At 51.9% G+C, this 12,225-nt stretch carries 13 protein-coding genes; 2 read left to right on the top strand and 11 right to left on the bottom strand.

Annotated features, from left to right (window positions below):
* Positions 1-240 precede the first annotated feature (240 nt).
* The 10 genes from BUF15_RS18240 to gspF form a co-directional block, all read right to left on the bottom strand.
* On the bottom strand, positions 241-1,041 hold the full coding sequence (locus BUF15_RS18240) for a type II secretion system protein N (RefSeq protein WP_073615149.1): 801 nt from the start codon (positions 1,039-1,041) through the stop codon (positions 241-243).
* Between the two features lie 8 nt (positions 1,042-1,049).
* Positions 1,050-1,937 carry a type II secretion system protein GspN gene (gene gspN / locus BUF15_RS18235; RefSeq protein ID WP_159441327.1) on the bottom strand — a complete coding sequence of 296 codons (888 nt, stop codon included), beginning with the start codon at positions 1,935-1,937 and terminating at the stop codon, positions 1,050-1,052.
* Between the two features lie 2 nt (positions 1,938-1,939).
* On the bottom strand, positions 1,940-2,506 hold the full coding sequence (gene gspM, locus BUF15_RS18230; RefSeq protein ID WP_159441326.1) for a type II secretion system protein GspM: 567 nt from the start codon (positions 2,504-2,506) through the stop codon (positions 1,940-1,942).
* A gap of 20 nt (positions 2,507-2,526) precedes the next feature.
* A complete protein-coding gene (gspL, locus tag BUF15_RS18225; protein WP_073615146.1) occupies positions 2,527-4,014 on the bottom strand; it encodes a type II secretion system protein GspL in 1,488 nt (495 codons plus the stop codon).
* Positions 4,015-4,017: 3 nt separating this feature from the next.
* Positions 4,018-5,118, bottom strand: coding sequence for a type II secretion system minor pseudopilin GspK (gspK, locus tag BUF15_RS18220; RefSeq protein WP_073615145.1), 1,101 nt, complete (start codon positions 5,116-5,118; stop codon positions 4,018-4,020).
* Positions 5,118-5,813, bottom strand: a complete 696-nt coding sequence (locus BUF15_RS18215) for a PulJ/GspJ family protein (protein WP_073615144.1) — start codon at positions 5,811-5,813, stop codon at positions 5,118-5,120. Before BUF15_RS18215 ends, gspK begins: the two co-directional genes overlap by 1 nt.
* On the bottom strand, positions 5,810-6,268 hold the full coding sequence (locus tag BUF15_RS18210; RefSeq protein ID WP_084554172.1) for a type IV pilus modification PilV family protein: 459 nt from the start codon (positions 6,266-6,268) through the stop codon (positions 5,810-5,812). The genes BUF15_RS18215 and BUF15_RS18210 overlap by 4 nt, the downstream gene beginning before the upstream one ends.
* Positions 6,243-6,794, bottom strand: a complete 552-nt coding sequence (locus BUF15_RS18205) for a prepilin-type N-terminal cleavage/methylation domain-containing protein (protein ID WP_073615142.1) — start codon at positions 6,792-6,794, stop codon at positions 6,243-6,245. Before BUF15_RS18205 ends, BUF15_RS18210 begins: the two co-directional genes overlap by 26 nt.
* Positions 6,795-6,808: 14 nt before the next feature.
* On the bottom strand, positions 6,809-7,288 hold the full coding sequence (gene gspG, locus BUF15_RS18200; RefSeq protein ID WP_327021872.1) for a type II secretion system major pseudopilin GspG: 480 nt from the start codon (positions 7,286-7,288) through the stop codon (positions 6,809-6,811).
* A gap of 122 nt (positions 7,289-7,410) precedes the next feature.
* Positions 7,411-8,634 (bottom strand): type II secretion system inner membrane protein GspF, encoded by a 1,224-nt coding sequence (gene gspF, locus BUF15_RS18195; RefSeq protein ID WP_073615141.1) that lies wholly within the window; start codon positions 8,632-8,634, stop codon positions 7,411-7,413.
* A 279-nt stretch (positions 8,635-8,913) separates the two neighbouring features.
* On the opposite strand from gspF, the gene BUF15_RS18190 reads away from it, so the two are divergent.
* Positions 8,914-10,428 (top strand): ExeA family protein, encoded by a 1,515-nt coding sequence (locus BUF15_RS18190; protein ID WP_073615140.1) that lies wholly within the window; start codon positions 8,914-8,916, stop codon positions 10,426-10,428.
* 10 nt (positions 10,429-10,438) lie between these two features.
* A complete protein-coding gene (locus BUF15_RS18185) occupies positions 10,439-11,230 on the top strand; it encodes a general secretion pathway protein GspB (protein WP_073615139.1) in 792 nt (263 codons plus the stop codon).
* 138 nt (positions 11,231-11,368) lie between these two features.
* Here BUF15_RS18185 and panB read toward each other — a convergent pair whose 3' ends face one another.
* On the bottom strand, positions 11,369-12,211 hold the full coding sequence (gene panB, locus BUF15_RS18180; RefSeq protein ID WP_073615138.1) for a 3-methyl-2-oxobutanoate hydroxymethyltransferase: 843 nt from the start codon (positions 12,209-12,211) through the stop codon (positions 11,369-11,371).
* Positions 12,212-12,225: the final 14 nt, after the last annotated feature.

The raw sequence follows: 12,225 nt of genomic DNA, 5'->3' as shown, positions 1-12,225 counted from the left end.
ACTTACCACCTCATTCTTATAAATTCATCCCATATCTGCCACATGAGGATGAAAAAACCCTTAAAATCGGATGCATATGCCACCCAATACACTCTATCTCAGCACATGCGTGCATCTGAACCTTTGCCATCCCCATAGACAATTACTTTTTTCCGGCACCAAACCTTTCGAATAAGCCATCTCTCCGACAAAGAGTCAGACCAAGTGATCAGAGGCCTGAAAATTTAGAAAGGTTGGACGTTATTGACTTATCGTATCCTCATTATCGGAATCCTGGACCTGCGCGTCTACCGGCGCCTCGGTATCCTGCGTATCTGTCAGGTCAGGCTCCTCAGTATCCGGCGGCACATCTTCCTCGTTCAGGAGATTTTCCTCCACGGCCTGCTCTGCCTGAATAGCGCTCCGCGGCCGGACGATGCGACGAAGGGGGCGGACAACACGGGGTGGTGCCTCAATTGCTTCCTGAGGGGCAACCACAACCGGTCTTCTTCGCACAGCAGGTCGGGCAGCAACCGGTGACGCATTTTGCGCATACTCGCGGGCCTCACTGATATCAAGCAGTTCATCCCTGCCGTCAACGGTGAGAATGACCCTCCCCCTCTGAATATCCTTAATCAAGGCGCCTTCGATCACCTCACCGACCTGATACATTTCCTGGGAGCGGTCCTTTTTCTTGAGAATGATCGCCCTGCCATCATCGCCGTCGGTATCTACCGTTCCCATCAGGACAACTTCAAGTGTCGTTGCTTCGAGATCCTCAACAGGCGGAGTTTCGGTGGCGGTGGTACTATCCGCCGATGACGGTGGTGGACCAAAAAGATTGCGACGGGTAATAACCGAATAATCCACATTTTCTTCCAGCGGCGGAGTTCCGCTCGCCACCGTTCCCCCCCCCCCTGTTTCAATCTGCTTTTGCACTGTCGTGGTCGGCTCGAGAAGATATCTCTCAAGACCGTTGTACAACAACTCCACCCCGCCAACACATAACAGCGTGACGATCAGAAAAGGAAACAATGCGGTGGAACTGTACTTTGCCATCATTTTTCTTCCTATTGACTTCCGAAACGAAAACGCGGAACCCCAAGACTACCGCTGACCACATAGGGCAGACTATTGCCTGTAAACTGTCGTTGCAACCGCTTTACCACCCTCTGCACCTGGGGATTTGCCGCCACATATTCCTGGGCCGGAGTTATACTCCCCTTCAATGCCATCGCCCAATCCGCCATCGCATCTTTTGTATTGAGCTCGCCGTCAAAATCGACAACCAGTTGATTGCCCCGCAAAGAGCCGTCACGCAACTGCAGCACTCCTTTTTTATAGGAAACATTGACATTCATGGGTGCCAGTTGCAACCGCTCAACCAACAGTATCTGTTGTCGAAGAGCAAAATCACCTTCACGGACGGAAAGTTTCCCCTCCTGCTCGACCAGACCAGCCTCTGCAAGGGACACAACCATACTCCCATGAAAATCTAGCAGCCCGCGAATATCGCGCTGCAGACTCTTTTTGACAAACTCAGATCGACTCAGATCCATGCTGGTCAGTTCCAGGCCGCTCAACTTCACAGTCTTCTTAAAAGGTGAAAATTCGGCAACCGTCAGGAAGGTGCCGCCGGAAATTTCACCAGTTATGGTATATTTCAGCCCGAAACCGGATGCTACTGGCGAAATGGTCATGTTCTCAAGAACAACCATTTCCTCTTTTTTTTCTCTTTCCCCAATAGAGAGCTGATCGCATCGTAACTCGGCAGGAAAGGCGTACCCGCATTTGCCGATATTGACAGCAGCCCCATGGCTGAGGGAGGAAACCTTCTCGGTCAGATAGCCTTCAACCTTGTCTGCCGGAAATCGGAAATAGAGCAAAACGCAGGTCAACACCAATCCGTAAAGCAGAAGACTCAACCAAAATACAAAAGATCTTCTCTTCGTTCTCACAGTTATCCCGCCTCCACCAAGGTGACAATCTGCAGAATGACATCGAGAAACCCTTCATCCCTGGCGCTTGTTTGAATAGAGAGCCGCCGCACCGACACCACATTGGTATCGGATTCGGTAACCTGCAGGAACTGGGTCAGCTTCTCCAGAGTAACCCCTTCGAGCCTCATCTCCACAACCGACTCATTAAGACCATTATCCCCCTCGATAACCGATGGTTTCATGTATTTGATCTGTTCTTTTACCCCAGCATTTTCCGCCTGCTTATCAAGAAAAGCGAAAAGGGTAAAACCGGCATCCCGTTTCTGTAACAGGGCCTTCAGGCCCCCTTCTTCAACCCGCAGCTTGGCATACTCCTGGCTCAGCCTTTGAATTTCCACAAGCTCCGCCTGTTTCCTCTGCAGTGAACTCTGCAACCGTTCGTGGGCCACAAGATACGGTGAAATGATTAGCTGATAGATCACCACTCCCAGAACAAACAGACCGCCACCAATGAGAATCAGCCGCTCACGGTCCGACAGGTTATTGAGGCCAAGTCGTGACTTCAGCTGTGCAAGCACTTTGTCCATGTTTTCTCTGCTCATAGTCATTACTGAAACTGCACCCTCAGCTCAAAGCGAACCCCGCCGCCCCTCGGCGCCAGATTGGCCGAGCTGATTACCACCGAACGAAACAGTTCCGATTTCTCCAGCTCACGCTTCACATTGTCCACTGTGTTAAAATTGGCTGTTTCAGCCATTATCCGCAGATCATTCTGGTCGCTGACCAGTCTGGTGATCCGGACTGTCAAGGATTCCGGGATACGGGAGGATAGCTCAGCCAGCAGGGCAAGTTTAGTGGGGCTGCCACTGCTCTGACTTGCGCCATAGACCTTTTGGCTCTCATCAACTTTCACCCGTAGTTGCTGAACCGGGTTGACCACACGACTGACTTCAGGCAACGTTTGCCGGAATACCGTGACTATCTCATCGTTCAACGCATCCCGCTGTCGGGCTAGCTGCGAATAATCCCACCCTAAATAGCCCGCAATGGCGCAGCAAACTGCCACCGCACCACAACCTATCACCAGAGCATTCTTCTTCAATTCTTTAAAGGAACGGCGCTTTCTGAACTCACCTGCTCTGAAGTTAAAGATCGGCGCGTCTTTTTTCTTCCAGAGCGCCAGGGCAAGGGGGGTATTCAGCAATGCTCGATTCCATTCCCGACCTTCCAGATGCTCGATTTTCAATAGCAGTCGTTTTGAAATATTACAGGGATTCACCTCAAAAGGGAGTTTTCTGCGAAGCTGCTCAAACAGAGCGGGGTAGAGTCCCACCGCTCCATTGACAAAACAGACAGCCCCGTCCTCCAGATAATGGGATCTTCCGACTGAGAGTAGAGTCTGTCGTATCGGCTGGAGAATCCTTTCAACAATATCGGTAATATTCTCAGGCTTGCCGCAAATGACATTTCCCTCGGGTGAGGAGAGAGAAAATTCCCCCATGGTTTCAGCATCAACTCCCAAGGTCCGGATCAAGACTACCCGCCCTTCATCGATTAAGACCAAAGTCGCCTGTTTTAAGCCGATATCGAGCAGCATGCAGTTCCGATTCGTGGTACTCAGCTCCGGTAACGCTGCGGCTGTAGACACACTGCCTACAGTAATCCAGTCAGGATCAATGCCAGCGGAGAGCACCTGCGCAAGAGTCTCCGCCAGATAGCCTTTTTCCACCATGGCTGAGACGATTTCCGTCTCCTCCCCCAATCCGGCAGTGGCCAGAGAGTCAAGTTGCAGTTCATCCATGGAGAATGAGGTTAGATCCTCAAGCTCAAACGGCAAAACTTTTGCAACCTTTCGCATATCGCGAAAAGGCAGGGACAGATTTCTGAAAAAACATTTTCCAGCGGAGATTGATAGCCGGCACTCACCCTTTTGAAAATCGGTTTGACGAACAACATCTGCGACAGCTTCTGCGATCGTACTGTCCTGCGTTACGGCAAAGCCATAGCCTCTGACGAGAGTAACCTTTTGTCCAAACTCCAGCAGTACGCCGCACACACAGTTGTCGCTTATGTCCAGTGCCAGCAGATTTTCCACCTTTTACTCCACTCGTTGTTCGACAATAGAAACGGTGCCGTCCGCCTTCCGTTCAACCACCGCTGTAATACTCCGCGTCTGTTCATCAAGCCGACCTTCACTTTTCAACAGGAATGTAGCGCTCGCAACCGACAAAACAGCTGCTGGCAGTTCGATATCGCCAGGAAAACCAGGGACATTCCGGTACCAACCGGAGTCGACCAACAACTCTCTATTTCCCTCAGCACGACGAAACTCATCAAGCATCCCGGCCAGTTCCTCAGTCATCAACGGGTTGAGGGCCTGAAGCATTCTCAAAGGGGTAGTATTGATATTGAGCTTCCCGTCAGTACCATGCACGGTAATAAAATCGGCAAGCCCAGGACTATCCCCTTCACCGTAGAGCAGACGAGGAGTGATACCTTTCACCAGCAACAACTCGGAAATTTCGGTCACCGGGCCATTTCTCGACTCATAGGCTGGATTCAGAGACCGGTAATAGCCGGATTCAGCACCAAACTCAGATTCCTCATCATCAGGGTCCAACCAGTCAATCAAGGCATCGCTGATCTCCCTTGCCTCCTCGGGACTGTCTACCATCAAGATACCGGAAGCAAGGAGCTGATTCAATAGTTCCCTGTTTTTATTCACCATCATCTCATTGTTTTCCGGTTGTTCCGATCCATCCGTGCCAGTTTGCTCATCCGGTACGCCTGATGGGTCTGGTGTACCCGGCGCATCAGATCCATCACCTCCAGACGCCATCACCAAACTATTGATTTGTAGCCTGCCGGATAAATCCTCCACCGTGAGATGTACCTCTCCTCGCGGAAAGAGATCAGTAAACTTGTCTGGTGCAACCAACGCCCATTCATCAAACAATGTGTCGTAATTATTGGCCTTGCCGTCAACCTCGAGCAGTGCCGTACCGATGGCAAGACCGGACCGGGCAATGGCGCTCAACCTCTGCCCCTCGAGCTGGGCAGCTGAAGAGAAGTAGCTATGACGCACACTCTTTGAGAACTGTACGGTTACGCCGATCAAAAGACTCACCACCATGATGGTGATCAGCAGGGCCATCCCCTGCTGTTCGCGGCCTATGCTTCTCATATGCGCTAAAAGCATCAACCCTCCGAAGGTTCGTCCCCTCGAACCGGCAGAGCCACCGCAGTCCGAAAATAGATGCCCGTCTCATCATCTTGTGAGGTTGGCACCAGGATCTCAACTCGGATCAACACCGGCAACATAATATTTTTCGTCTCGCCAGCGGAGCCACCCTCATCCTCTTCCGACCCGCTCGTCCATTCTTCGGACTCGCTGCCATCCGCCCCCACATAACTCACATGAAACGAAAGCAGATTCTTGCCGAGTATTTCACCGCGCCCCGTATCCTCCTGCACTTCGCCGGGACGAACGGGGCTGTCTAATCGATAAAGATCGATGCGGCCTGACTCGTTTTCCTCGGTACTGTAGGTGAGGGCTGCCCGACCGCCTCTTTTTTCGGTTCGGGAAAAGGGCAGGTGGGCAAACGCAACACAGGAAAAACCATCCGCCCGGTGTTCACCGACATCACCTCTTTTTCCCTGCAACGAACCATCGCTGTCGGTGGCGATTACCGTCAGATCCTCACTGATCCGCTCAAGGATAACCCGGGCCGCCGCACCTGCGGTCGCCTGGCCCTCCGAACCACTCACAGTCTGAAATGTTACCCGATAGGCCCCATATACTGAGGAAACGACCAGGGCGAAGACACTAATGGAGATCAACACTTCTAATAGTGTAAAACCTCTGGGTTGCTCTCCCTTCGCCATGACACTCATAACTCTGTTTTCCGGATCCTGACATATTCGGTGAAGGTTTCTGTGAACTGTTCCTCCTCCCAGCTGATAGTCAGATCAATACGCTTGAGACCGCGATCCAGTTCGGCAAGCCCGTCAAAACCATCCAACTCTGCATCGCTCACCTCAGTTTTCCAGCCAAATCCCGGGAAACCCTCGCCAAAATCCCCCTCACCGGAGATAATCTCAACGATACCCGCTTCATATTCGGCAAGCTTTTCCTGGGCGAGAAATGAAGCAGCTCCGTTAAACTTCGCTTCGATAGCCAGCGACAACGCCTGGGACTGGGAGCCAAAGAGACTGGTCATGGCAATGGCCAGAATCGCCAACGCAATCATCACTTCCAGAAGAGTAAAACCCCGATAGTCGTCCACACCGACCTCTTGCCCTCTTTCAGATTGATGATAACGCTTATTGATCATCCTGTACCGGCTCATACACTCCGTCCCGGATCTCTATTCCAGGCAAAAAAGGATAGACTACAAGGCTCAACGTCTCACCTGCGTCATCCTCAAGGTGAATAACTGTCTTTTCCAGATAACCCTGGCCACTTATCCAGAGCTCGAAGACCCCTCCGCCGGCAGAGCCATCGCTCTTTTGCCATACACTCCGCAGCCGCGCATCACCTGTTGGGGAGAACAGGTTCTTTTCCGGTTCTTCGATATCGTCTTTGCCCGCTTCGCTTTCAGGCAAATAGCGCAGACTGTTACCATCGATATCAATATAGATCAAATATCCCTTCTGCTCGCGGATGGCCAGTTCCCGTATACCGTCGATATACCCGACCAAGCGGCGACCAGTGCTTTTCAGTGGGTCGTCAATCAGCGTGTTCCGAAGCGCCGGGATGGAGACGACCATAAAAAGGCCAATCAGCATCAGAACGATGATCAACTCCAGAAGCGTAAAACCCCGATCGTGTCCATCAATCGTTCTGTCAGGTGTTATTCCATTCGCGAAACCCATCTCCGGGTAACGAGCTATTGCTCCAACTCCCAGCTGTTCACATCCGCATCATCACCTTCGCCACCGGCTTCGCCATCAGGACCGTACGAGCTGAGGTCGATATCTCCATGAACACCGGGGCTCAGATACACAAAATCATTCCCCCAGGGATCCTTGGGAACAGAGCTGTTCTCGAGATAGCCACCTGTTCGCCATTTGGGCGGCAGCTTGCCGGTTGTAGGAGCCTCTACTAACGCCTGCAGCCCCTGCTCGGTGGAGGGGTAGGTGCCGTTGTCAAGTTTATAGAGTTTTAACGCTGTCTCAATGGCCTGGATCTGTAACCCGGCCTTGGTCCGGCGCGCTTCTTCCGGCCTCCCCAGGATTTTCGGGCCGATGTAGCCTGCCAGGATGCCGATGATGACCAGCACCACCAGCAATTCAATCAGGGTAAAACCTTTATTATTGAAAAATCCTGACCCTCGTTTCAGTATGTTTTCTCGTGATATTCGCATCATGTTTTGCCCCATCTATCGGAAACTGCCTGGTAATGCCGTAACAAGCGGCTTTATTATACATCTCGTAAAAAACTTTAGCACGTCCGCCAACTCTTTTTGAAAGCTGACCACCTACCTCAGAACTACCCCACCAACTGATTCATTTCAAAAATCGGCAACAGAATCGAAAGCACAACAAATCCAACAGCAGCACCCATGCCAACGATCATAATCGGCTCAATAAGCGAGGTCATGCCAAGAATGGCTGTTTCCACCTCCCGCTCATATGAAGTAGATACTTTTTCAAGCATTCCTTCAAGGTTACCACTCTGTTCCCCAACCGAAATCATCTGCACAAACATCGGCGGAAACCATGGTGAACCAGACAGTGCGGCGGTCATGGACTTACCCTTTTCTATATGGGTCATCGCTTCATCGAGCACAGCTGCCACCTGTACATTGTCGATCAAGGTTTTCACGATCTGCATTGAGGTCAACAGCCCCACGCTGCTGTTCAGCAGACTGCCAAGCGTTGAGGCAAAACGGGCCAGCACCACCTTCCGCACCACCGGACCGATAATCGGCGCCTTCAACTTCACCAGATCCCAGAACGCCCGACCGGCTGGCAGACTGAAGAAGTAACGAATACCCATGAATGAAAGGGCCAAACCACCCAGAACAATCCACCAGTAAGTGCCAAGAAAACCGCTCAGATCAATAAGAAAACGAGTCGGCCATGGCAACACCTTGCCCATATCACTGAAGACCTGGGTGATATTGGGAACGACATAGGTGACAAGAATAAAAAGAATGGCAGACCCAATAATAGCCATGAATATCGGATAGATAAGCGCCGCCCGAAGCCGACCTTCAAGAGCCTGCTGTTTTTCCCCGAAATCCGCCAGCCTTTCCAGCACCACACTTAAAGATCCGGAGGCCTCGCCAGCCCGGATCATGTTGACATAGATATTGGAGAAAAGCTTGGGATGTTCCCCAAGGGCACGGGTCAGGGTTGAACCTTCATTGACCTTTTCCCGCACCTCGGCAATTACCCTTTTCAAGGCAGGGTTAGAGGACTGTTCAACCAACGAAGAGAGCGACTGCACTAACGGTATGCCCGCCCCGACCAGCGTCGCCAGCTGCCGGGTCATGACGTGGATCTCTTCGTCCTTGATACGCTCAAAAAAACCGACACTATTGGCCGTGTCAACACCGGCACCAGATCGAGGGTTGCCGAGTTTGATGGTGATGGGGTACTTTCCGGACGATCGCAGCCGACTTCTCGCTTGGGCTTCGCTCTCCGCATCAATGATGCCTTTTATATTCCTTCCGGCGCTGTCGAGCGCTTTATATTCGAAAACGGGCATTAGTCTCTATTCAATTTGTTGAAATTTAACACAGTTCCATTCTCGGAAATATGTTATGAGGTATAACCAGAAGTTACAACAAAAATAAAGAAGAATGGAAATAATCCGTTGTTTACCCTATACTATCCGCATTCATGGCTGCAAAAGAAAGTCGTTTCAGAACCAGACCATGCAAAAAGCGGCTCGCTGCAACAGGCCTGAGCATTTACAGCGACCAGATCCCGAAAATTTCGCGACATCTCAAAACAGCTAAACCATTGTCGCATATAATAGGTCAACATGTATACAGGTTATTTTGGTCTGACCGAAGCCCCCTTTGGAATCTCGCCAAACCCGCGCTATCTCTACATGAGCGAGTCGCACCGAGAGGCGTTGGCCCATCTTCTCTATGGGATCAGCAGCGACGGATGCATGATACTTCTGACCGGCGACGTCGGCACCGGCAAGACCACCCTTTGCCGCTGCCTCCTGGATCAACTGCCGGATAACACCGAAGTGGCTGTCATCCTCAACCCACGCCTGACGGCCCGTGAACTGCTGAAAACTATATGTGAAGAACTCGAGTTGCTGCCGGACCATACCACCGGCTCGATCAAGACCTATATCGATGCCCTCAACGCGCATCTGCTGAGAGCCCATGCCAATGACCGCAACATCGCCATCATTGTCGACGAAGCACAGAATCTGGCAATTGACGTTCTCGAACAGCTTCGTCTTTTGACCAACCTGGAAACACCAACACGCAAGTTGCTGCGAATTGTGCTCCTCGGGCAGCCAGAACTACGGGAAATGCTGGAACGACCGGAGCTCTCCCAGGTCAATCAACGTATCACCAGCAGGTTTCATCTGGGACCTCTTCAGCCAGACGACGTGCAGGCGTACATCCAGCACCGGCTAAACGTAGCGGGTGACCACAGTTCCTCCCTTTTTTCTGACAAAGCTATCCGTCACGCCATCAGCCTGACAGGCGGTATCCCCCGACTGATCAATGTGCTCTGCGACCGGGCTCTGCTCGGCGCTTATGCAATCAATACCGACCACGTTGATCTTGAAATAATGAAACAGGCCGGCGAGGAACTCTTCCCCAACAAGTACAAAAAAGAACACACACGCAAAAAAGCGGCCATTATAGCAGGCTCATTGCTTGCCATACTCGCGGTACCTGCGGTTGTTTTTATCCCTGACTGGCTGCAGTCGCCCCCTTCTAAACCCGTCACAAGTACTACAGAGCAGGTTGCCCCAACCACTCCGGAAAAACTTGCAACAACAGAGGCCAGGACTACAATCGAGACAACAACGGCAACAGAAGAACAACCGCCGGTTGCTCAAAAGGCCGAACCGGAAATGGTCAGCTCGAAAACTCAGGAAATACCAGCAGAAGAACAGCCGACGCCAGAACCAAACGAGCAAATTCAACTTCATGAAAATATTACGGAGTCACCCGCATTACCACCTGTTGCTCAGCAAGTCGCCGCATCGGTTGAAGAAAAGGTTGTTGAAGAAAATGCAGCAGTAAAAAAACCGGCGCCACCGCCCGCCCCCACTCCGGAGCTGGCAACCGAACACGTTGAGGTCGCAACTCCAGCCCCACCAATAGTGGAGGCTTTGCCGAGTAACGCAGATCAATCAGCAGAAAGCGTGGAACAGATGGAAGAATCTATGTCACCACCCTCCCCGCCACCACCAACAGTCAAACCACAGGAAACCACTATCAAGGTCTCTGATCCACTGCTGGTACGGGAAAAGGCAGGAGCTCATCCTCAAAAAGCGGTACAAGAGCTGATTGCCAGGTAAGAGGTTCATTATGTCATATATCCTGGAAGCACTTGAGAAATCAGAACAGGAGAGAAAACAGCGCGCCGTTCCCGACCTGCAGACCCAGCCCACGTTATATCCTGGGATAACGCGCTCACGCTCCAGACGACCCGCCAGCCCTTCCCGGCTGCTGCGCCCGACCATCCTGCTCGCTATTGCTCTTGTCCTGTCAGCCTGGTTGCTGAGAGATCATCTACCAGTTGAGCTTGAAATCAAGATAACCCGCCAGGCCCCCCAGGCAACGTCTGAGCCGCAAACAGCGCCAACCTCATCAACCCCGGATGCTACCGAGCCGAAAGTCGATAATGGGCAACAAGAAGTCCTGGCACAGCAACAGACAGTGGAAACCATCAGCAACGAGTCAGAAACTCTAACCGTTGCCGCGTCTGAAGAAATGGAACAGGAGGAGATCATCGGCCCCTCATCCACAGTTCCCGCAGTTCCAATACAAAAGAGTATCGCCGACAGGGCAAAGGTTACATTGCAGCCTGCGCCCATCATGCTGACCGACGACAACGACCCTGAGTCGATTGCAATAGCAGAACCGGTTCCGTTTCTGGAAGAGTTAACGGCAGCACAACAGCAAGAACTGCCCACCATGAAATTTGCCGGCCACACCTACTCTACTGTTGCAGGCGATCGTCTTATCATTATTAATAACGGAATTAAGCGTGAAGGCGACTCGATCGGACCCGGCCTGAAACTTGAGGAAATTACCTGGGACGGGGTGATACTCAATTACCGCGGACTGCGATTCCAGGTGGTCACAACCGGTACATAGACAACCGGCAGGTTGTCGACAGAAAAACGAATACGGATAGGCGCACCTGGCAACAACCGCGCGACTCTCGTACCAATTTCCCACCAATCATCCTGCCGGTCAGTGGAGTTTTATCTCTTATTTTTCGTTAACTTTTGATCATTTGAACTCTTTTTCAATGGCTTCCATTACCTCGTCGGACATGGAGTAACAGTTTTCCTTGGCCGGGAAAACGCCGGTTAGCACCTCTTCCTTGTACTGTTTGAAGGTATCAAGCATCAGCTGACCGACTTCCCGGTATCTCTTGGCAAAGGACGGCGTAAAGTTGTCGTACATGCCAAGTACATCATGGGTCACCAGCAACTGACCGGAGCAGCCCGGCCCACCACCGATGGAGATGGTCGGAATGGAGAGCCTGTTGGTCACCCACTCGGAGAGTTTGGCCGGCACTGCTTCGAAAATAATGGCAAAAGCGCCAGCCTCCTGCAGGGCGATGGCCTCGCTCACCACCTTACGGGCCGTTTCGATATCCTTGCCCTGCACTTTCAGTCCACCCAGAGCGCCTACCGCCTGGGGATGCAGCCCGACATGACCTACAACAGGAATGCCCATTTTGACAATTGCCTCGGTCTTCTCGATATGATGCGGGGTGGCCTCAAACTTAACGCCGTCGACCTTGGCCTCGGTCACGAAACGGGCGGCATTACGCATTGTCTCTTCGATACCGTACTGGAATGAACCAAACGGCATGTCGGCAATGACCATGGTCCGGTCACATGCCCGAGCCACCGCGGCGCAATGCAGCACCATCATGTCCATGGTGGCGGTCAGGGTATTGGGGTGTCCATGCACAACCATGGCGCAGGAGTCACCGACCAATATCATGTCGATTCCTGCATCGTTCACCTTCTTGGCGGTCGGGAAGTCATAGGCCGTCAACATGGTAATGGTTTCTTTTTTATCGTGCATTGCCTTGATTGTTTTTACTGTATGTTTGCTCACAACGGTCTCCTTGG

The sequence above is a fragment of the Desulfopila aestuarii DSM 18488 genome (assembly GCF_900143695.1).
GTDB classification, from domain to species: Bacteria; Desulfobacterota; Desulfobulbia; order Desulfobulbales; family Desulfocapsaceae; genus Desulfopila; species Desulfopila aestuarii.
Note: the sequence above shows the minus strand (reverse complement) of the source record. Positions and strands in the feature narration are given on the sequence as shown.